At 35.4% G+C, this 20900-nt stretch carries 23 protein-coding genes; 14 read left to right on the top strand and 9 right to left on the bottom strand.

Going from position 1 to position 20900, the window contains the following annotated elements:
* The first annotated feature begins 4 nt into the window (after nt 1-4).
* Genes opp4C through RST01_RS14460 form a run of 3 tightly spaced genes read left to right on the top strand, consistent with a single transcriptional unit; the run spans nt 5 to nt 2892 of the window.
* Nucleotides 5-922: an oligopeptide ABC transporter permease gene (gene opp4C / locus RST01_RS14470; RefSeq protein WP_244946733.1), complete on the top strand. Its 918-nt coding sequence runs from the start codon at nt 5-7 to the stop codon at nt 920-922.
* Nucleotides 923-934: 12 nt separating this feature from the next.
* Entirely contained in the window at nt 935-1930 is a 996-nt protein-coding gene (locus RST01_RS14465) for an ABC transporter ATP-binding protein (protein ID WP_147197883.1), read from the top strand.
* Nucleotides 1927-2892 (top strand): ABC transporter ATP-binding protein, encoded by a 966-nt coding sequence (locus RST01_RS14460; RefSeq protein WP_147197882.1) that lies wholly within the window; start codon nt 1927-1929, stop codon nt 2890-2892. Before RST01_RS14465 ends, RST01_RS14460 begins: the two co-directional genes overlap by 4 nt.
* 173 nt (nt 2893-3065) lie before the next feature.
* On the opposite strand, the gene RST01_RS14455 is transcribed toward RST01_RS14460, so the two are convergent.
* From RST01_RS14455 to RST01_RS14435, 5 genes are all read right to left on the bottom strand, one after another.
* Nucleotides 3066-4445 (bottom strand): HAMP domain-containing sensor histidine kinase, encoded by a 1380-nt coding sequence (locus RST01_RS14455; RefSeq protein ID WP_147197880.1) that lies wholly within the window; start codon nt 4443-4445, stop codon nt 3066-3068.
* On the bottom strand, nt 4442-5122 hold the full coding sequence (locus RST01_RS14450) for a response regulator transcription factor (protein ID WP_147197878.1): 681 nt from the start codon (nt 5120-5122) through the stop codon (nt 4442-4444). Before RST01_RS14450 ends, RST01_RS14455 begins: the two co-directional genes overlap by 4 nt.
* Before the next feature lie 177 nt (nt 5123-5299).
* Nucleotides 5300-5980, bottom strand: a complete 681-nt coding sequence (locus RST01_RS14445; RefSeq protein ID WP_147197876.1) for an ABC transporter ATP-binding protein — start codon at nt 5978-5980, stop codon at nt 5300-5302.
* 1 nt (nt 5981) lies between these two features.
* The gene (locus RST01_RS14440; protein ID WP_147197874.1) at nt 5982-7022 is read right to left on the bottom strand and encodes an ABC transporter permease; all 1041 of its coding nucleotides are present in this window, start codon (nt 7020-7022) and stop codon (nt 5982-5984) included.
* Between the two features lie 211 nt (nt 7023-7233).
* Nucleotides 7234-7803: a GNAT family N-acetyltransferase gene (locus RST01_RS14435; RefSeq protein ID WP_147197872.1), complete on the bottom strand. Its 570-nt coding sequence runs from the start codon at nt 7801-7803 to the stop codon at nt 7234-7236.
* Nucleotides 7804-8024: 221 nt separating this feature from the next.
* On the opposite strand from RST01_RS14435, the gene RST01_RS14430 reads away from it, so the two are divergent.
* The 7 genes from RST01_RS14430 (at nt 8025) to tatC (ending at nt 12965) form a co-directional block, all read left to right on the top strand.
* Nucleotides 8025-8543, top strand: a complete 519-nt coding sequence (locus tag RST01_RS14430) for an RNA polymerase sigma factor (protein WP_147197871.1) — start codon at nt 8025-8027, stop codon at nt 8541-8543.
* Nucleotides 8516-9427, top strand: coding sequence for a sigma factor regulator N-terminal domain-containing protein (locus tag RST01_RS14425; RefSeq protein ID WP_147197869.1), 912 nt, complete (start codon nt 8516-8518; stop codon nt 9425-9427). The genes RST01_RS14430 and RST01_RS14425 overlap by 28 nt, the downstream gene beginning before the upstream one ends.
* 294 nt (nt 9428-9721) lie before the next feature.
* Nucleotides 9722-10366 carry a helix-turn-helix domain-containing protein gene (locus RST01_RS14420; protein ID WP_147197867.1) on the top strand — a complete coding sequence of 215 codons (645 nt, stop codon included), beginning with the start codon at nt 9722-9724 and terminating at the stop codon, nt 10364-10366.
* A gap of 20 nt (nt 10367-10386) precedes the next feature.
* The gene (locus RST01_RS14415) at nt 10387-11325 is read left to right on the top strand and encodes an LCP family protein (RefSeq protein WP_147197864.1); all 939 of its coding nucleotides are present in this window, start codon (nt 10387-10389) and stop codon (nt 11323-11325) included.
* Nucleotides 11326-11356: 31 nt separating this feature from the next.
* Nucleotides 11357-11935, top strand: coding sequence for an undecaprenyl-diphosphatase (locus tag RST01_RS14410; RefSeq protein ID WP_147197862.1), 579 nt, complete (start codon nt 11357-11359; stop codon nt 11933-11935).
* Between the two features lie 51 nt (nt 11936-11986).
* Nucleotides 11987-12181 (top strand): twin-arginine translocase TatA/TatE family subunit, encoded by a 195-nt coding sequence (gene tatA / locus RST01_RS14405; protein ID WP_147197860.1) that lies wholly within the window; start codon nt 11987-11989, stop codon nt 12179-12181.
* 16 nt (nt 12182-12197) lie between these two features.
* The gene (tatC, locus tag RST01_RS14400; protein ID WP_147197858.1) at nt 12198-12965 is read left to right on the top strand and encodes a twin-arginine translocase subunit TatC; all 768 of its coding nucleotides are present in this window, start codon (nt 12198-12200) and stop codon (nt 12963-12965) included.
* Between the two features lie 68 nt (nt 12966-13033).
* On the opposite strand, the gene RST01_RS14395 is transcribed toward tatC, so the two are convergent.
* Genes RST01_RS14395 through RST01_RS14385 form a run of 3 tightly spaced genes read right to left on the bottom strand, consistent with a single transcriptional unit; the run spans nt 13034 to nt 14759 of the window.
* Nucleotides 13034-13717 (bottom strand): YfjL-like protein, encoded by a 684-nt coding sequence (locus RST01_RS14395; RefSeq protein ID WP_147197855.1) that lies wholly within the window; start codon nt 13715-13717, stop codon nt 13034-13036.
* A 2-nt stretch (nt 13718-13719) separates the two neighbouring features.
* Nucleotides 13720-14268 (bottom strand): zf-HC2 domain-containing protein, encoded by a 549-nt coding sequence (locus RST01_RS14390; RefSeq protein WP_147197854.1) that lies wholly within the window; start codon nt 14266-14268, stop codon nt 13720-13722.
* Complete coding sequence (locus RST01_RS14385) at nt 14265-14759, bottom strand: RNA polymerase sigma factor (protein ID WP_147197852.1); 495 nt, start codon at nt 14757-14759, stop codon at nt 14265-14267. Before RST01_RS14385 ends, RST01_RS14390 begins: the two co-directional genes overlap by 4 nt.
* A gap of 1084 nt (nt 14760-15843) precedes the next feature.
* Here RST01_RS14385 and RST01_RS14380 point away from each other — a divergent pair.
* The 4 genes from RST01_RS14380 to RST01_RS14365 all read left to right on the top strand — a co-directional run bounded on the left by RST01_RS14380 (nt 15844) and on the right by RST01_RS14365 (nt 20379).
* The gene (locus RST01_RS14380; protein ID WP_147197850.1) at nt 15844-17073 is read left to right on the top strand and encodes an ATP-grasp domain-containing protein; all 1230 of its coding nucleotides are present in this window, start codon (nt 15844-15846) and stop codon (nt 17071-17073) included.
* Nucleotides 17073-18095 carry a YheC/YheD family endospore coat-associated protein gene (locus tag RST01_RS14375; protein WP_147197848.1) on the top strand — a complete coding sequence of 341 codons (1023 nt, stop codon included), beginning with the start codon at nt 17073-17075 and terminating at the stop codon, nt 18093-18095. The genes RST01_RS14380 and RST01_RS14375 overlap by 1 nt, the downstream gene beginning before the upstream one ends.
* A gap of 89 nt (nt 18096-18184) precedes the next feature.
* Entirely contained in the window at nt 18185-18601 is a 417-nt protein-coding gene (locus RST01_RS14370) for a CotY/CotZ family spore coat protein (RefSeq protein WP_147197846.1), read from the top strand.
* Nucleotides 18602-18999: 398 nt separating this feature from the next.
* Nucleotides 19000-20379 carry a YheC/YheD family endospore coat-associated protein gene (locus RST01_RS14365; RefSeq protein WP_184117615.1) on the top strand — a complete coding sequence of 460 codons (1380 nt, stop codon included), beginning with the start codon at nt 19000-19002 and terminating at the stop codon, nt 20377-20379.
* A gap of 239 nt (nt 20380-20618) precedes the next feature.
* On the opposite strand, the gene RST01_RS14360 is transcribed toward RST01_RS14365, so the two are convergent.
* A complete protein-coding gene (locus RST01_RS14360; protein WP_307723588.1) occupies nt 20619-20891 on the bottom strand; it encodes a GNAT family N-acetyltransferase in 273 nt (90 codons plus the stop codon).
* Nucleotides 20892-20900: the final 9 nt, after the last annotated feature.

The raw sequence follows: 20900 nt of genomic DNA, 5'->3' as shown, positions 1-20900 counted from the left end.
AAAAGTGAATTCAGCGACAGTCAAACATGCAAACCATGGACAATCAACAAAAAGGCCTTCACTTTGGAAGGATACTTGGAAAAAAATCCGCAAAAAAAAGCTGGCCATGGGGAGTCTCTATTTCTTGGTTTTCATTTTTTTATTTTGTTTTATCGGACCTTTCCTTTCTCCGTATGCAGGCCAATCCGTAAATAGTGCCATCATAAACCAACCACCCTCTTCTCTTCATTGGATGGGGACAGATAAGTTCGGACGTGACGTATTGACTCGGCTCATGCTTGCTGGGCGCATATCCCTAACAGTAGGCTTAGCCTCTATGGTCATATCCATTATTTTAGGTTCAGCTTTAGGCGCCATATCTGGTTATTATCGAGGCTTGCCTGACACGATTATTATGCGGCTAGCGGATGTATTGATGTCCATTCCCGGTTTGCCATTGCTGCTACTAATGGGTGCTTTACTATCAGAACTGAAAGTAGAACCAGAATATCGTATTTACCTTGTTATGCTGATGCTTAGCTTTGTTGGCTGGCCTGGTTTAGCAAGGCTTGTACGAGGAGAGATTTTAACATTTCGAGAGCAAGCCTTTATGAAAGCGACAGAAGTATTGGGATTAAAGGATCGACGAAAAATTTTCTCTCACTTGCTTCCAAACACTGTTCCCTTACTTATCGTAGTGGCCACTTTGAATGTGGCCGGAGCAATTCTAAGTGAGTCGGCATTAAGTTTCCTAGGCTTAGGTGTTGTTCCACCTGCCGCTTCTTGGGGAAATATGATTGATTCTGCTAACTCATTAATAGACTTCCAACAGCGACCATGGCTATGGGTCCCGCCTGGTTTTGCGATATTCTTGACCGTTATCTCCATCAACCTGCTAGGCGATGGTCTTCGCGATGTATTGGATCCAAAAATGAAGCAATAAGGAGGGTTGATTTTGGCAACTCCGTTACTAGAAATTAAAGATTTACAGACTACCTTTTATACGGAACATGGCTCCGTTAAAGCAAGCAACCACGTCAATGTCACTGTCAACAAAGGAGAAATTGTTTGCTTAGTGGGCGAATCAGGCTGCGGAAAAAGTGTCACCGCTATGTCCATCATGAAGCTGATTGAAGCACCTGGTGTCATTGAAGGCGGGCAAATTCTTTTTCAAGACCAAGACATTTTGACACTTGGCAATAAAGCATTACGCAATCTACGTGGCAATGATATTGCAATGATTTTCCAAGAACCGATGAGCGCATTGAACCCTGTGTATACAATCGGAGATCAAATGATGGAACCCCTTCTTCAACATACAAAACTAAGTAAAAATGAAGCCTACGATAAATGTATTGAATTGATGGAAAAAGTAGGTTTGTCGAGAACCAAACAACTCATGAAGTCATATCCTCATGAATTGAGCGGCGGGATGCTGCAACGAATTATGATTGCGATTGCCCTTTCATGTGATCCTAAGTTGATTATTGCCGATGAGCCGACAACTGCTTTAGACGTAACGATACAAGCGCAAATCTTAGAGATTTTAAAAGAAATTAATAAAGAATTGCAAACTTCTATTCTTTTTATTACGCATGACCTTGGCGTAGTAGCTGAAATGGCTGACCGTGTTGTTGTTATGTATGCCGGGAAGGTCGTTGAGGAAGGGACAGTCCTGGAAATATTCAAAGAGCCAAAACATCCATACACAAAAGGTCTGCTTCACGCAAAGCCAGTCATTAATAAATTTCAAGAACGCCTCTATACCATTCCTGGCCAGGTGCCTGACCTTTCTACATTAGGCGACCATTGCTTCTTTCAAGATCGCTGCGAGTACCGAATGGATATTTGTGGCCAATCGATGCCTGCTTTAACATCCGAGTCGACAACTCATTGTGTTGCTTGCTGGTTATACAAGGAAGCACCCCGTAAGGAAGGATTAAAGATATGACCGAATCAATCATAGAAGTAAATGGCTTAAAAAAATATTTTCCGATTAAGTCCGGTGTATTTGGACAAAAGAAGCAATATGTAAAAGCAGTAGATGGCGTTGATTTTATCATAAAGCCAGGAGAAGTATTTGGCCTTGTCGGAGAATCCGGAAGCGGAAAGTCGACAGTCGGCCATACAATACTAAGGCTGCATGAAAAAACAGAGGGTACGGTCAAATTTATGGGTGAAGATATCTTTGGAGTAGACAAACAAAAGCTTCGGCAGATACGTCCGAAAATGCAATTGGTATTCCAAGATCCATATAGTTCACTGAACCCTAGAATGCGCATTGGTGATGCCATCGGCGAGGCGTTGATGGATCACGGACTAGCTGATAAAGGTGATATCCGTGACATCGTTTCCGAAACGCTAGAAAAATGTGGCCTTTCTCACCATTATATCGATCGCTATCCACATGAATTTTCTGGCGGGCAGCGGCAACGAATTGTCATTGCTAGAGCAATGGCCTTAAATCCAACCTTTATTGTGGCGGATGAACCGGTAGCAGCATTAGATGTATCGATTCAAGCACAAATCATCAACTTGTTTAAAGATTTGCAAGAACAAAACGGGCTATCATACTTATTCATTTCTCATGATTTAAGTATCGTTGAGCATCTATGCACGAAGGTTGGCATTATGTATTTGGGCAACCTTGTAGAAGTAGCTGACCGCACAGAATTATTTACGAATCCGCTACACCCTTATACAAAAGCATTATTGTCAGCAGTGCCGATCCCTGATCCTACTATCAAAAAAGAAAGAATTATATTAAGGGGTGAAATCCCTAGTTCTGTACACCCCCCAAGTGGATGCAAATTCAGAACACGATGCCCTTTTGCTACGGAAAGATGCGCTCAAGAAGTTCCAGCGCTTAGAGATGTGGGGGCAGGCCATCAAGTCGCTTGTCATTATGTGTAACTTTCTTTTAATAAACTATAATAAAAACCGCCCTATAGATTACTTGGCTCATATAGGGCAGGGTTTTTTCAATTGAAGAGGTACCCGAGCACGGAGTTTTCTTCCCTGACGGCATTTTCTAACTGGCTTAGCTACTATCTCCTTGTACCGTTCCTGCAGATTACTCAGCCAATCTAATCGATAGGCAGTTCTACAGTGAAATTAGTCCCCACATTTTCAGTGCTACTCACACTGATTTCCCCCCCATGCATCTTTACAATGGTAGCAACGATGGATAGTCCTAATCCGGTCCCTTCTACCGTTCGAGTGCGTGCGATATCCACACGATAAAAACGGTCAAAAATCCTTTCAATATCTTTTTCATTCAATCCTATACCGGTATCTTCAAACGATACAACTAACCCGTTTCCTTTTGTTTTAATAGAAATTTCTATACTGCCATTAGGTTTATTATATTTAATCGAATTTGTTAAGAGATTGTCCCAAACCGTATTAAGCAACGATAGATCTCCCATAATTTCTATATCCGGTAATGAATAACCAAGCATAATACCCTTCTCATCCATTTGCCATTGATAATTTTTGACTAATTCTTTCATTTGCTTACCAACATTAAATAGCTTTCTTTTTAAGATATCTTCATCACGATCTAACGAAGCAAGAAGCAATAATTGTTTCGTTAATGTAGAAAGCCTTCTAATTTCATCGTTAATAATAGAAACATACTGGCTTCTATCTTCCCTGCTTATTAATTCATTTTCTAATAGGTCTGTATATGCTTTAATATTGGATAAAGGAGATTGGATATCATGAGAAATGTTCGAAATGAACTCCTTCCTTCTATCGTCCACCTTTTCCAGTTTTCTGGCCATCTGCAAAAAGCTAAGCGATAGTTCTCCTAATTCATCATGACGTGTAATATCAAGATTGACATTAAAATCTCCATTAGATAATAACTTTGTAGCCGATGTAAGTTTTGTAATTGGTGTTACTAAATACTTTGCGCTAAAGATAACTAAAGTAATGCTCAATAAAATGGATAGAGCAAGGAGCCATCCAAACAAGATATGCATTTCATTAAAAAGAAGTTTAATATCTGGCCTAAGGAAAAGAGCATATTTCTTTCCATCATGGATTAAAGGCACACCAATTGTATTTTTCAATTCATTTGCAAAAAATCCAGTGACAAATGTTTCTTGCGGGAAATTGAGAATACCATGAAAAATATCTCCATTTAATACGCGCTCTTTCGTGGCATTCGAGAGCTTATTTTCCCTAAAACGTGCTCCAAAGTAAGATTCTTCTTCAAAATTGTCAACTAGGTAAATTTGATAGCCGATGGATGATACGTTTTCTAAATATTCTTCTAGATTTATAGTTGGATGATCAGTCACAAACTCAGCAATATCTAGTGCGATCCTTGTATTCTTTTGATCATTCAAAGGTTTTAGTCTTTGCTGATAATACGTATTAGAGATAATAAAAGCAAAAATCCCGCTAAAAATCATAATGCCAAGCGTAATCACGATAAATTTTACATACAGAGTTTTCACCTTGGATTAGCCTCCAATAAATATCCAACCCCGCGGACTGTTTTTATTTGGAAATCATCGGTTGATTTAGAAAAACGCTCTCTCAATCTCTTGATGTGAACATCCACTGTTCTTTCATCTCCCTCATAGTTTAGTCCCCATATTTGTTCAATTATTTGATCTCGAGAGAAAACGTGCATAGGATTAGAAGCGAGGAAATGTAATAATTCAAATTCTTTGAGTGGCAAAATTAAGGTTCTTTCTCCCATTTGTACTTCATATTTATTTTTATTTATCGTTGTATTTCCTAAACGGACAATAGTATCGTCTGTTTGTTTATTATATCTTCGTAGTAATGCCTCAATTCTAAATCTCAACTCTTTCATTTCAAAAGGCTTCACCAGATAATCATCAGTTCCAGATCGAAACCCTTCTTCTTTGTCTTCGATTTGATTTTTAGCAGTTAAAAGAATGATTGGGATATTATATTTTTTTCGAATTTCTTTGGTTAATGTATAACCATCTATGAATGGCATCATTACATCCACTACAGCTAGATCGCAAGCTACTTCATTCAGTACCCTCAACGCTTCGTTCCCGTCTTTTGCTTGCAACACCTTATAACCTGATTCGGTTAAGTGAATATCTACTACCTGTAGGATATTGATATCATCATCCACTATTAGTATATTCATCACTCTACATGCTCCCTTTCACACTTTCTTTAGATTATAGTCAAAATATAGAATGCTTTAGCTGCTGTCAGTGTGATTTTCATTAAGTGTTTGTATAACAAATAAACAGCCCCCTAAAATAAAAGTATGGGCTGTTTATTTACATTTAATTCTAGATTCTTGGCATCACCAATTTTACAACTATTTTTCTATTACCAACCCATCACTCATTTTGACAACACGGTCTACATATGAAAGCATTTCTTCATCATGGGTGACCATTAAAGTCGTAATATTCAACGTTTTTGTTAACTCTCGTATCAACATCATCACATCTTTTGATTTTTTCGAATCTAAACTTGCAGTGGGTTCATCTGCGAAGAGAATTTTCGGTTTGTGAATGATAGCACGGGCAATGGCAACACGTTGTTTCTCCCCGCCAGATAATGAAGAAGGATATGCATCTTTTCTATGTTCCATTTCAACTAGTTTTAGAATTCGATCAATTTCCGTTTTTTGTTCATGTTTATTTAATTTTGACTCAGATACATCTAACATTAGCAATAGCTGTTCTTCCACTGTTAGGAAAGGAACAAGGTGTGCAAATTGAAATACAAATCCAAATTCACTTGCACGAATTTGACGAATTTGTTCATCATTCATTGTCGCTATATTGTTTCCATTGAATACTACTTGCCCGTTTGTTGCAGGCTGTAATCCAGCCGCAATTGTTAGAAGTGTACTTTTTCCTGAACCTGAGGCACCCACTAGTGCTGTGATTTCCCCTTCTTTAAGAGAAAGGTTAATTCCTTTCAAAATTTCTTCTTTTATTTCTCCATTGGTAAACGTTTTTCTAACCTCATCAAGAGTAAATAATGGCATATTAAACCTCTCCTTGTTGGATTGCTTGCAATGGTTCTACTTTTCTTATTTGTATTCCTGACAGCGTAGCACCAATAAAACCTATTATTAAGAAAACAATAGATAATAGGAAAGTTGTCTCAAACGTTAAACTAAAAGGCATTCCTTTAGGAGCCACTAGATTGAAGATCTGGCTGAATGCAATAGACAATACAAGTGAAATGATTGTGATAAAAACCATTTGCGTCCACATCATTTGGAAAAGTTTTCTTGTTTTTATGCCAATCGCCTTCAATATGCCGTATAAACCAATCTTTTGAACATTCATCATATAGAAAAAGATGGCAAACAACATCCCACTAATGATTACTAAAAACCAAACAATCATATTTAAAGACATCTGTTCTGCATTAAAACTCGGAATGGTATTGAGAAATTCTTTCTTTGAAAAGGATTGTAATCCAGTAATATGTTTGGGAGATTTATCCCCAGGCACGAAGACCAATTGCATTTCTTTCACTCGGTAAATTTCTTTATAGTCGTTGATATTTATATAAGCAACTGGAGCATGGCTAAATTTCTTTTGCTCTACAAAACCTTTTACAGTTAACTTTCCGCTATACTGATTATTCGTTAAGGCATCCCCAATTTTTATACCTTTATCTTTCATAGAACTATCTAATACAACTTCGCCTTTCTTTATATTTGGAAACAATTTAGATTTGGTATTCGTTGATGTTACAAATGCAACGCTTCGTTGTTTCTCGCCTGGATCATTTAGAAAACCCATTTGTATAGAGAAGGCAACTGCGTCCTGAGTATTTTTTAAAATTTTATCTTCTGTACTTGCATCTATCTTAGACAGGTTATAGGTTTGATCTGAATCCTTGGTCATATAAAACTGGCCTTTGGGTAAATCTTTAATTAAGGCAGCATTGTCTTGAGACAATCCATTTGCCAAACCAGATATAATAAAAGTTAATAAACTTACAAGAAATACTATGGAGCCTAAAATTAAAAATCTTGCTTTATTTTTTTTCATTTCTTTCCATGCTAAGTTCATCACTATTCCTCCAATTCGTTTTCTATACTCCCACTATAAAGTATTAATATGAACAGACGATGAACAGCTGTTAAATTTAGAATTAACCCTGACCTTCGGAAAAAAATTGAACTGTTGCTATGTGATTCACGATAAACAAAGGCTAGTTTTCATGTTAATAAATGAAAACTAGCCTTATTATTTGACGCTCGAAGTATAAATTAGAAATCTCTTAGCCTTCCTTTTTACGAGAAAGCATATATTCATCTTTTAATATAGAATGATACGCGCTATCTACTAATACACCCTTGATCATTTCACTCTTTCGAAGGATGCCTTCACACTTCATACCTAAGCGCTCTAGTACTCTTCCAGATGCTGCATTCTTCACCTCATACGCTGCAAATACACGCTCTAAGCCAAGGATATTAAAGGCTAAGTCGAGGATCAACTTCCCTGCTTCTGTTGCATAGCCTTTACCCCAATAATGCCGATTCATGGTATACCCCAGTTCTCCGCTATGATTATATTCATGCACTCTGAACTCAATCGCACCAATCATTTTGTTGCTGTCTTTTAACACGATAGCATATTTGCCAATAGGTTCTTTTATAAAATAATTTGCTATAAAATTCTTTGTCTGATCTAAATCTTTATGCTCTGCATAAAGAAAACGAGTCGTTTCTTCATCTGATGTATATTCAAACATATCCTCAGCATCCTCAAACGAAACTGGACGCAATAGAATCCTTTCACCTTCCATTTGACTATGCTCAACTATTAACGTGTTGATATTTCCCAAGCTGACACCCCTATTTTTGACTAATTTCAGTCCTATCTTTTTGTTGGACTCATTAGAACATTATACCATAAATTAACTATTTAGATATTTTAAAATTCTCTCTTTTTTTATTCATGGTAAGTAGATTTGTTGCAGTATATGGTAAATTAATCTTTTAATTATAATTATTTTTTGTCTACTTTTTTAGCACTTCATCCGTTGTATCAATGAGGGGGAAAAATATGAATCAAAAAGACGCGTTTACCTCCTATCTGATTCAAATTGGAGAGGAAGTGTTTCTACTTTTACGCTCAAAGGGAGCATCAAAAGAAGATGCAGAAGATATTATTCAAAATACTTTCTATAAAATCTATTCCATGTTAAGTAACCTGGATGAAAAAACAATTCGTCCATGGTTTTATCGAGTGGCCCTCAATGACTTTATTGATTTAAAAAGAAAAAAATTTCAGCATAATGTTCCACTATCTGATGAAATTCAATCTAAGTTAGCTAGTGGAAATACTGATTTTGATCAGCTTTTTAATCAAGATGAAATTATGTATTTATTAAAAAATGTAAAAAAGGAGTATAGAGAGATTTTTATTTTAAAATATTATTATGAATTAACTTATGGGGAAATATCACAATTACTTCATTTACGTGAGGACAATATTAAGCAAAAGCTTTACCGGGCACGAAAAACAATCCATACAGAAAATGGAGGGATTAATGCATGGATTCATCGATTCAAAAGGCACTAAAAAAAGCAAAAAGAAAACAATTGGTTAAAATTGCTCTTATTTCTTTTATCGTTTGTATTACCCTACTATTTATAATTAGCCGAATAGGCATTTATTTAACTGTCCGAAATACAGCTCAATTACATGAAAGTTTATTTTTAGAGAACGCTATTTCTCAACCTAATGTTAATATTGACTCCCAGGTAACAAGCAATTCTACAATGTTCGGTGGCAATATTATCACATATCGCTCAAAAGATATAGATGGTTATCTAGTACCTTGGAGTACATTAACGAGTACTTATTCATTGTTTGGTACTTCTGGTGATAGCAACGAACGAACACCTGGCTTCCACAAGAACGGGGATACTTATTTTGAGTACGATAAACAAACAAAGCAAAGGTTCGCCACGTTTTATCATCCTGCGATTAAACAATATTATGGTGGTGTTCAAAATCAGCTCCCAGCTGTAATTCAAATAAAAAATCAGGTAGCTGAGGTGGCAATCTCATTCAAGCAGCCGTTAACAATGAAACAAGTACGCGATTACATACCCGAAAATTTAAATATAGCTTGGCTATATATGATGTCCGAGATAGTAGATGAAACACCAGGACCATCAGGCGTACAAGTTTATGGTTATTCCGATTCTAAACTCTCAAAAGATTCATTCGAGGATTTTGTTAACAACCTTAAAAAATACGATTCAAGACAATCAATGGAGGTAATCCAAGAATATATTGCCAAGAATAAAAACAAGCCGTTTAACGAAATAACTTTGTTAGGGGTCATGCTAACTGGTCGCACTGAAAATTTTAAAGAATTACTTGGGAAAGACTTTATTAGAGGTGCATCGATAGGCGTGACAGTACCGATTGTGCCGTATATTCAACCAACGAAATAGACAAGATTACTTCGTAGCAGAAAAAAGTAGTGCCAACCAGCAAATGGTTGGCATTATTTTTATATAAATGCTTCTAGCTTAGCTTTTATTCTCACCAATCTGGTCTGTTATATCTTTGAATTAAATAAAATGGAAGTTATTTATTCGTCCTCAACTTTAAATAGTCCATTTCCCTTTTTATTGACGCAGTGTTGACAATTTGTCAATTTAACTATATTCTTTTTGAGAATGATAGTTTCATATTCGCAGTTAAAGAAATTATTTTTATAGTGTTTTTATGAAAGGAGACTACACATGGACAAGCCAAATAATAGTTCTGAACTCGGTTTGTTGCTGAGACAATTATTAAAAGAACGTTCATTATCCATGCGCAATTTTAGTGAGCTCACTGGAATTGATACAGCCACAATTTCACGAATCATTAATAATAAACGAAAAGCAACTCCTCAACATTTAGAAAAATTTGCAGAATGTCTAGGAATTCCTTTAATTAAACTATTTGAAGCAGCAGGCTATCCTCTAGAACAGAATTCTGGAGAATTAGATTCGGATCTTCATGTGTCTATTGGTGCAATACAATCTATATTTAAGGATTCTAATATTAATGACGAGAATTTTTCAATTGAACGAGTGAAGCAAAAGTTAAAAAGCTATGAAGCATATGCAGAAACAGAAGAAGGAAAAAATACAATTACTAATGGTTTTAAACAAAAAATACAGGAAGTTGGTAGTGTAGGACCCTTCATTAATAAATTAAAGGACTTTCATACAAGGTTTATATCAAGGAAAGGCTCTATTTTTGAATTAGCCCTAATCGGTAGTTCATTACTGTATTTTATTATCCCAGTTGATGTGATTCCGGATTATTTACTGCCCATCGGCTATTTAGACGATGCGATTGCTGTACAACTTATTACGAATGCATTATTAAAACCATAATAATTTAGGCAGGTGAATTTATGAAACGTAGTAAACGGAAAGTATTTAGAAACCTCTTCTTAACATTCATTTTGATCATTATAGCTGGTGTAACTTATTGGTGTTATCAATATAATAGCGGCTTAGCTTCGGCAGAGAAAGGGCCTTCTAAAGAGGTGAAAACAACATTTAAACCTTTTGAAGGTGCAGATACGCATATTGGAAAGATGAATGTATTGTTAATAGGAAGTGATTCAAGAGGAGAAGAACATTCGAGATCAGATACCTTAATGATTGCGCACTATGATCAAAAAACGAATAACGTAAAGCTTGTTTCTATCATGAGAGATACATATGTTGATATCCCAAAACATGGTATGCAAAAAATAAATAGTGCTTTTGCATTTGGCGGACCTGAGCTTTTAAGAGAAACCATAAAACAAAATTTCGATATTGATGCAAATTACTATGCTGTTGTCGATTTTAAAGGATTTTCTAAAATAATTGATCTACTAGCACCTGATGGTATTACTGTGGATATTCCTTCTACTATGGAATATGGCATTGGTATGACTTTGCATTCCGGTAAACAAACTTTACATGGCGATCAGGTACTAGGTTATGTACGATATCGACATGATCGTTTAAGTGATTTTGGGCGTGTAGAACGACAGCAAGAAGTCTTAACAAAAGTGAAAGAACAAGCCATCAGTATGAAAACATTGGTGAATTTACCGAAGATACTTGGAACGGCTGATAGCTATATTGAGACCAATGTGGATAATAAAACAATCCTTACAATTGCTAAGGGTTTACTAGCTGGAAAATCAAAAGGCATGGAAACATTGCGTATTCCTATAGCAGATTCTTATGAGAACAAAAATGAAATTGTAGGTGCTGTGTTAGATGCAGATCTTGAAAAGAACAAAAAAGCCCTAAAAACATTTTTGACTACTAGTGAACAAAAGAAAACCCAATAAGTAACACTACTTCATATAGGAGAGGTCACCATTGAATTTAGATTATCAAATTTTTAAACTCATTAACCAATTTGCAGGAAAAAGTATCTTTATTGATCATCTAGTTCTCTACTTTTCAAAATATGGCCCTCTGCTATTTGGATTATTTTTTATCTGTCTTTGGTTTTCAAGGTCTAAAAATAAAGAACAAAATCAGAAGATCGTTTTGTCTGCATTAACTATTGTCATTCTTACACTTGGGATAGACATGATTATTGAAATCGTCCATTTTCGACCACGACCATTTGTTGACCATTCAGTAACACTATTATTCAACAAATCAAATATGGACCCTTCATTCCCCAGTAACCATGCTGCTGGATCATTTGCCTTGGCGTTTGCAGTTTTTTGGAATAGACGAAAAGCCGGATTGATACTGCTTGGATTAGCATGTGTTATGGCACTTTCAAGGATTTATATCGGAGTGCACTACCCCTTGGATGTTTTAGCTGGTGGTTTTATCGGATTTTGTGTTTCTTTACTTGTTGTGACACAAGCGAGAATCCTTAATCCTTTATACAACTTTATTATAGACATTTTCAATAAGCTCTCTTTTAAAAATTATAGATAGGCATCGCATATTTTGTTGTTCATTTTATTAAATATCTAGGAGGTGTTATGAATGGGAATTAGTCCTGTAACGGCAATTATACTTGCTGTTGTTGCCATAATCATTTTCGGACCAAAGAAACTACCTGAACTGGGAAAAGCTATGGGTACTACCCTTCGCGAATTCAAAAAAGCTACAAACGGATTAATGGAAGATGATGAACCGTCTAAAAATCCTTCAGAATCTACAAAATCTGAAGATAAATAAGCTAGGATGTTTATAAATGAATCATACTGAACTAACGATTATTGAACATATAGATGAATTAAGAAAACGATTGATGATTATTGCTGTATTCTTTGTGGTGGCAGTGATAGCTAGTTTTTTTCTTGCACAGCCTCTCATCCACTTTTTGCAATTTAGCAATGAAGCAAAGACATTACAGCTTCATTCTTTTAAAGTAACAGATCCAGTCAATATTTATTTCCAAGTGATTTTTGTATTGGCAATTGTTATGACGTCACCTATTATTTTATATCAGCTATGGGCCTTTATCACGCCAGGTTTATATCCGACAGAACGAAAGGCAACATTGCGGTATATCCCTTATATTGTGTTTTTATTTTTGCTTGGCGTTATGTTTTCATATAAGATTTTATTCCCTTATATGATTCATTTCATGGCAGAAATGTCTACAGACATGGATATTCAGCAAACTATTGGCATTAACGAATACTTTCAATTTCTGATTCAGCTGACACTCCCATTTGGGATTGTATTTGAATTGCCAATGGTTGTCTTATTTTTAACGCGACTTGGCATTATCACGCCGCAAATGCTCAGCAAGTTTCGGAAATACGCCTACTTCATTTTAATGGTTATTGCAGATATTATTACACCTACGGATGTTATGTCGCTATTTATAGTCTCTATACCTTTATGCATTTTGTATGAGATTAGCATCATAATCTCTCGTTTTGGCTATCGAAAATATTTGAAGTCGGAGAGTGAAAGGTCAATCGTAGCAGAAGAAAATCCTTCTACCCTATAAGGTAGAAGGATTTTTTATTGGAAAGGTTGTGAATCCCAAAATGCCACCTTAACATAACAACAGGTATTTTATTTTACATCATGTATTGTCAGTTTCTGTTCTGGAGTAAAGCTAACATATTCATAATCTTCTTCCCCGTTCACTATACTGCGATACCCCGCCTCAACCATACCATAATCGATTGATTGGTCATTCAACAGTTTCTGCATCAGCTTGCACTGTTGTAGCATCTGTTCTTTTGTTAGCTTCCCTTTTTCGATCTCTAGCATAATTATGATGGGCTTTGGTGTTTTAACCTGAGGCGTCCATTCCTTGGCGACTTTACTGTATACTTCTACATCAGTATCCACTGAATCGACTTGCGGCACTTTTTTCCGAAGGAGCGTTCGAATATACCTCTCTGCCTCCGTATTTAGTTTTTTAGATGCCTCTTTGTCTATGTTAGACTCATGAATCGTATCACTAAAGACTTCATAGGGTTCGATACCTGAGACATAGAATGAGTAGGTGGTTTCAACTGCTGATAGATCCTTTTTCACTACTTTAAACTGATAGGTACTGTCAGTCCATCCATGCTCTACAGATCGCTTAATCTTGTAATTCATATCCGGATAATTTTGTTCTAAAAACGCTTCTAGACTCTCTTTTGCTTTATGTTTATCCATTGTATTTCCGCTCATTTGTATGTAAGCAACTACGATGACGGCAATTAATGAAATGGCAATTACACTATATATTATTTTCTTTTTCATATTCATTTTCCCTCTCTTATTTTAAGAATACAAAAGCCGATAAGGATTCCAATAACAGTAACCAACAGGTGAATAATCAAAGTAGTCAGTGCTATTTGAAGAGCTTCCGAAAAACTGTCAGCATAAAATTTACCGAACCAATTCGTCATATATATCAGGCAATTCCACAGGAAATTCGGTACGCCCGCAAGCAGGACTGTAACGAGGACAGATCGGTAGAACAGATACGTGACTGCTCCCAAAATGGCATAGGTCAGGATAAACCCACTATTGTCATTCATAACGGTCGTGCTCATCGCTAAAATAAAGGCAATTGCTACAAAGAAAATCTGTATTGTCGTCAATTTCATGGTTATGTTTCGAATCATGTTTTTTGAAGCACCGTGGGGTCTTACTTGAGCAGGCAGTGGAATTTGTGATTGTTCCGCTATATGCCGGCATTCTTGGCAGCTTTGCAAATGTTCCTCAACAAACCGTTGAGTATCCGGATGCAATAACTCTTCTTCATATAATGGCAGTAAGTCTTGCGTCACCGCACAGTTTGTGTTCATAAAGTCAGCTCCATTGCTTTTTGAATTTTTAATTTCAATCGGTGAAAAGTAACCCGTGCATAGTTTTCAGATTTACCGATTAATACACCAATCTCCGCAAAACTCAGCTCTCCGTATATACGAAGCAGTACAATCTCTCTCGCTGAATCTTCCAACTTTGAAATATGATATAAAAGTTTTTTTGTATCCTCTTTGATTTCGGCTAATTCTTCTAAAGTATTGATTTCCGTTTCTGGCATCAAGGAGAGTTTTTGCATTAAGCTACGCTGATACTTATTCTTTCGGTAATGCTTCTTCAATAAGTTCACTGCGATCGAAAACATCCAAGTCGATAAGGTAGAAACACCATTAAATGATGTGATGTTTTTACATGCCTCATAAAAGGTATCATGGCAAAGGTCTTGAGCAGTTGCCTGATTTCCTGTCTTTGCATAAAAAAATGCGTAAATTTTCGGTTGGATTTCTTCGTATTCTTCTTCAAGCTTATTCATAACGACCCTCTCTCTCTTGCTGTTCAAATCATTAATACCTCGACTAGATGTTTCGTTACAACTTTTATAAAAATATTTATCAATTCCTTATCTAAAGGAGTAGTTGGATACAACTCTATAAAACAGTTGTCTATAACAATAAATAATTTAATGACCAATCGGACACCTTCTACATTCTCTATTAGTACGGAACCTTGCCAGACAGTAGGAACTCCTGACCAAAAGAAAATCCTTTTGTCTCTTAGTCTTTTATTTAGAGTGAATTTGCCACTTCTAGTGAATAGATAATAACTAGAAGCAACGAATAGATTAATTGCGTATAAAATTAAATACATATAGTAAATTTACCTATACAACCACTATTGATAGTTCATATATATATAGTGTATTTGATAAAAAGGTGATTTACGAAGTAAGAAAAAAATAGATAAGATTATTGGTTGGGGAAAACTGAGGTTTCATTTTAAGTACTCGTTATCGAAGCCTAAGCCCATACTAATTTCATTTGTTTCAATGAGAAATCGAGACTGAAAAATATTCAAGCATCAATTATGAACGACGTGCTTGGAAGGAACTCGACTGGCTTCCCCCTCGGGTCGTTATACTGCTGCTGAATGAATAACGAAGGAAAACGATCTAGAAAAGGAATGATGTCTCCACCTTGATTATGTAGCGTTAAAGTAATCTCTCCTCACCTATACTTGCTTGTATGAAACGCGAGATAAAAAGTTGCTCTCCATACTAACAAATGCTTCTTTCTCAAGCATGTTTGGGGAATCAGGGTAAGGACATGTACAAAAAAGCTGCTAAAAGATAAACAATACCTCGTATCCTTCAAAGTAGCATTCATATGACTCTATTCAATAAAATCATTCTACTCATCTAAAAATAACTCCGCAAATCACTAATACATCTGTACATTGTTCAAATGCTTAAAAGAAAAACATTGCATGGTCCTGGTGCTTTCAACTCTCTTTAAATCAGAATGGGGGATTTGTAAAACATTACTTTATCGCAAGTCAAAAATACTTGGATGCTTAGGGACTTCCAATGACCTAAGTTTTTTCCTTTGGAGAGTGATAAATTGGAGACTATCATTTTTATTGAAACCACAAAAAGTGGTTCTAGTAGAGAAGCAGTAAAAACTGCTGCTCGATTAGGTTTTTTCACCGTTTTGTTTACAGAAAAAGAAAGACTCTTAGAGCAAAGAAAAGAGTTCCCCGATATTACAAAAATGGTTCACTTTGAAAAAATGACAGAGGACCATATAAGGGAGAAGATTAGCGAGCTTCAAATACAGGGCAAAGTCATTAAAACAATTATTAGTTTTGTAGATCCATTCGTATCATTAGCCGCACAGCTTTCAAATGAATTATGTAATTCACAGATATCTGTAGAAGCGTTGAGAAATATGGAGGATAAAACGTCAACAAGAAGTGCTTTAAAAGAAAATTCAACAACTCCTAAATTTGAAGTTTTTCAGCCCATGGCCAATCTCAGTGATTTTATTAATAAAGAACACGAATACCCTTTCATTGTAAAATCACCAATGTCAAAAGCATCGAAGGATGTCTATTTAGTTGAAAATAAAATTGAATTGAAAAAGATCATGAAGAAATTCTTAAGATTATATCCCGATCAACAAATATTGCTTGAGGAATATTTAGATGGGCCGCAATATTTAGTGGAAGTCCTTGTCCATAAAGGGAAAGTAAATATTGTCGCTATTTTCAAACAAGAAATTACAAAAGAATTGAAATTTATTATAACCGGTTATGCTGTTCAGCTAAATGTAAAGGATGATCTTTATAATAAGCTGAGCAACACAGTTGAATCAATTATGAATGATTTAAAAGTAACTAACGCTGCCTGCCATCTCGAGATTAGATATGTGAATGGAAATTGGAAGCTAATTGAGATTAACCCTAGAATATCCGGGGGAGCAATGAATCGAATGATAGAAGAAGCATTCGGAATAAATCTTGTAGAAGAAACAATTAAACTTTATCTTGGTGATGAACCTAACCTAGTTAGGAAACATGAAAAACATCTTTATACACACTATATTACGATAAACGCAGTCGGCCGTCTTTTAAAGGTGACAGGTAAAAAAAGAGCTTCAAATGAACCTGGAGTAAGAGAGGTTTATATTAAAACACGTAAAAAAGCAGTCATTAGGCCCCCTATATCCATGGGCCATCGTTATGGGTATGTGATGGCAATCGGCGATACCTTAGAAGAAGCGAAGGCAAACGCAATGAATGCTTATAACCAAATAAAATTCTATATAGAACCATTATCGGAGGAGATATAATGGTGATTGTTGCAATGCTTCATTATAGAAAACATCCTCATAAGATTAAAAAAGCTTTTATTTGTGCTTCAGTTGCAAAGATGGAAGGTATTGATTTTTATTTCTTCTCTCCTAGTGGTGTTAAATTTAAAGAAAAAACTATCCAAGGCTATCAATATGAAAATGGAACTTGGGTGCTAAAAGAGATGCCTTTTCCAGATGTAATTTATAATGTTGCAGGTATGAAAACTTCATATCAGAAAAAAGTATCTAGGCGGCTTAAAAAAATCATACCTTTTACAAGTCATCCAATAGGCAACAAAATGCAAGTATTTGAAAAAATAAAGACTATACCTGAATATGCTCATTATCTAATACCTTCTGAAACAATCAAGGATCCACAAGATGTTTTAAGTGCATTAGAACAATACAAAAAAATAATTATAAAGCCTTTATCGTCAAGTCAGGGAAAAGGTTTAATTTTTATAGAACGTATTGGAGATCAGATTGAGTTGTTAGAAGGTTTTCATCGAGAAGTTGTGAGCGTAACTGAGTTACGCACAAAAATTGAAACAGTTATTAATGAAAAGGAATATCTCGTTCAACCTTATATATCAAGCCGAACAAAGGATGGATTCCCGTTTGACTTTCGAATTCATATGCAGAAAAATGGCTACGGAGAGTGGGCAATTACGTTAATTTATCCACGCATCGGTTCAGATGATGGAATTATTAGTAACATAAGTGCAGGAGGTTATATTGGGAAGCTCGAAACTTTCTTGGAAAAAGAATATGGTGAAGAAAGCTACGATATTCTAAGAATGTTGGAACAGTTCCCCAAGCGTTTTTTACAAAAGTTTGAAGCCCTATATAACAACCAATTTGATGAATTAGGGATTGATATTGGAATCGATGAAAATAAAAGGCTCTGGATCTTTGAAGTGAATTGGAGACCTGGATTAGTTTATCGAGAATTGGACGCTGCAATGAATACAATTCCATATGCTGCTTATCTCGCTAATCAAAAAAACTCATTAGATTGAAGTACAATCACCCACCCCTTTCTTTATCATCCACCATACGATAGGAATATAGCACACGAAGAATTATCCACCAAGGAGGGGGAGGTTTAGTGGATAACAAAAATTGCGTTTGCAAAGCAATGAAAACATTACAGAGGGAACAAAGTATATTATCTGGTCAACTAAAGGAGTTTCAATTTATATGCTTTTCTCCGACGACAGATACCATACCTTTTATGCTTTTGATGAAAAACAATCTCAAGCCTTTAAAAGCATTCACAAAATGCACAGTAACTCCTTTTTTTCGATTAGAAAAATATGATGAGGAAACTTGCTGTGCAGAATTGTCACTACTTGAAGCCATAGATATGGACGGAAATTTGATTGACACATTCGATGATGAATTGTACTCACTTCGGAAAACGAAAAGCTGTATTATTGTAGACTTACATTGTATCTGCGCAATTAATTCGTTTCCACCAAATCTAGTAAATCGACCACTCCCTGAAATTGAACCAAAATATTAATGTTTTATAGATAAACCAATTCGATTTACGTTACAGTGAAAGCCGCAACTATTTTGTAAAAAGTAGTTGCGATTTTCACATATAGGAAAGGGACAAATCCAAAAAAGATTTAAAAAAACATTACAATTCTTGGTGGATGGAACTCTATACCATAGTGTTTAATACAATCAATTGGTGAGGTCGCTCCGTTTCTTTCCATCATCCTTTCATCATATAAAATTACTTTGTGAATCGCTGCTCTCTATAAATAGTTGCCCCCATTTTGTTACTAGCTAAATTGCCACTAGTAAATGCATAAGTAAAATAACATTATACTTTTCTACTGAGACCAAAATTGGGACAAATTTTTGAAATACACTCCTGATAAATATAATAACAATATGAAGGGAAGTTATTACTTGAATAGCATATTTAAATTAATTCCTATTAATGACGATAGTCCATGCCTCATGTTACACCCTAACCAAAGAAACAAACTTGACGAAACAATGGTAAACACTACGATTCATTTTGGTTTTCAAAAAACGGAGGTCATTTGTAAACAATTAGATACAATAAAAGAAAACGAAATAGGATTATCTAACAGTGTCATAGAATATCTAAAGCTTCCTTTAGAAGCGGATTATGAAATTGCAATTCAGAACGGTGAAATAATCATTGGCCCATTTATTGGTGTGTTGATAACAAATTCTCAAAAGAAGCTTAAAAAGAGTGTGAATAAACTGAAACAAATAAAAAAGCTTAAACAAATAAAGAAACAGTATCGATTCGTAAGGGGCGTCATCTTAGCATTATCGGAGGAAGGGGTAGATGAAAAGAACTCTAGGGTCCATGGTTATTATTACAACCCATCTTCGAAAAAATGGGAAGAAGGGACTTTCCCATTTCCTTCCGTAATGGTTAAAAGAACTTCCTTGTCTAATGACAAAAAGAACTATTTAAAAAAACTTTATGGACCACGATTTTTTCATCTAGCAGGTATTAATAAATGGAAAATGTATCAGCGGCTTCGCTCAAATCCAGATTTGCTTCCCCATTTACCCAAAACATTCTTATATAAGAAGCCGGAAGATATTTTAAAGTATCTTAAAGAACTTGGCACTATTTATGTAAAACCACTCTCAGGATCTCAAGGAATTGGTATTGAAAAATTTATTGCAGAACATGATCATTATTGCGTCAAGTTCCGGCAAAAAAAGAAAAATACGACGATTCGATTTTCCTCTGATACCGAACTACTGGATTATGTGAACTCTAAATTCAAAAGTAAAAATTTTATTATACAACAACAAATAGATATAGAAATTGAAAAAAATCATCCCCTTGATTTTCGAATTGCTCTTATAAAAGACCAGAGTGGACAGTGGGAAGACGTAGGGATGGTCGGCAGAAAAGGAAAGAAAGGCAGCGGTATTAGCAACCTCTCAAGTGGTGGAAGAATGCATAACGCACAATCCTTAATTTTAACATTATTTAACCTATCTGAATCTGAGGCGTTGAGTATCCGGCAAAAAATGTCTGAAATTTCCATTAAAGCTGTTAAAGAGATTGATAAATATGATTCCATCTTCAAATCCGGCGTTGATATAGCCATTGACCGAGATCTTCGTATTTGGATAATTGAACTAAACAATCGTTCACCATACTTGAAATTTTCGAAGGCTGGGCTTAAGAGCACCAATAAAATAGCGAGAAAATCAAGAATGCTATACGCGAAATATTTGGCTGGGTTCCCTAAGGAAAAGAAGGATTCTGAACAGTCAGCTCTACTTTGGTGACAGTTCATACCTCTTTCACACAACTACTTGATAGTTAATCAAAGTAAAAATACTCCCTCTATACAGAGGGAGTATTTTTACTTGCAGATCACTTTTAACTTAGATACAGAGCGTAGGAACTTGGGCTAAAAACCGTGACAACAATCGCACCACTTAAGCCACCACATCCTGTTGGTCATTTTATAATATGTATTCAACATAAAATAGAGAAGTAACATAATTTACTCCTCTACTTAAAGTTACCCTAATAACTTTTGATATTCAGGGTTCTTGTCAAACTCAGCTTTTGCAAAAGGACAAAGTGGAATAACATGTAATTTTTCTTTTTCAGCATATTCAACAGCAGCTTTTACTAATTGTTGTCCTACATTCTTTCCTCTTAAATGTTCTGCTACATGTGTATGATCTAATATAATCCGAGTTTCTCCTACACGAACAAAATGAACTTCTGCTTCACTATTTTTCTCATCACCTATATAAAATGACTGACTACCTTGTTTAATCTCCAGCAACCTTATTCC

Origin of the sequence: Rummeliibacillus stabekisii (genome assembly GCF_007988965.1) — a bacterium.
GTDB classification, from domain to species: domain Bacteria; phylum Bacillota; class Bacilli; order Bacillales_A; family Planococcaceae; genus Rummeliibacillus; species Rummeliibacillus stabekisii.
Note: the sequence above shows the minus strand (reverse complement) of the source record. Positions and strands in the feature narration are given on the sequence as shown.

Excerpts from the sequence above, each read along its gene's own strand:
- RST01_RS14460 (WP_147197882.1), top strand. The coding sequence starts at position 1,927 with ATGACCGAATCAATCATAGAAGTAAATGGCTTAAAAAAATATTTTCCG.
- RST01_RS14445 (WP_147197876.1), bottom strand. The coding sequence starts at position 5,980 with ATGCCATTATTTACTCTTGATGAGGTTAGAAAAACGTTTACCAATGGA.
- RST01_RS14440 (WP_147197874.1), bottom strand. The coding sequence starts at position 7,022 with ATGAACTTAGCATGGAAAGAAATGAAAAAAAATAAAGCAAGATTTTTA.
- RST01_RS14430 (WP_147197871.1), top strand. The coding sequence starts at position 8,025 with ATGAATCAAAAAGACGCGTTTACCTCCTATCTGATTCAAATTGGAGAG.
- RST01_RS14425 (WP_147197869.1), top strand. The coding sequence starts at position 8,516 with ATGGATTCATCGATTCAAAAGGCACTAAAAAAAGCAAAAAGAAAACAA.
- RST01_RS14420 (WP_147197867.1), top strand. The coding sequence starts at position 9,722 with ATGGACAAGCCAAATAATAGTTCTGAACTCGGTTTGTTGCTGAGACAA.
- RST01_RS14415 (WP_147197864.1), top strand. The coding sequence starts at position 10,387 with ATGAAACGTAGTAAACGGAAAGTATTTAGAAACCTCTTCTTAACATTC.
- tatA (WP_147197860.1), top strand. The coding sequence starts at position 11,987 with ATGGGAATTAGTCCTGTAACGGCAATTATACTTGCTGTTGTTGCCATA.
- tatC (WP_147197858.1), top strand. The coding sequence starts at position 12,198 with ATGAATCATACTGAACTAACGATTATTGAACATATAGATGAATTAAGA.
- RST01_RS14395 (WP_147197855.1), bottom strand. The coding sequence starts at position 13,717 with ATGAAAAAGAAAATAATATATAGTGTAATTGCCATTTCATTAATTGCC.
- RST01_RS14390 (WP_147197854.1), bottom strand. The coding sequence starts at position 14,268 with ATGAACACAAACTGTGCGGTGACGCAAGACTTACTGCCATTATATGAA.
- RST01_RS14385 (WP_147197852.1), bottom strand. The coding sequence starts at position 14,759 with ATGAATAAGCTTGAAGAAGAATACGAAGAAATCCAACCGAAAATTTAC.
- RST01_RS14375 (WP_147197848.1), top strand. The coding sequence starts at position 17,073 with ATGGTGATTGTTGCAATGCTTCATTATAGAAAACATCCTCATAAGATT.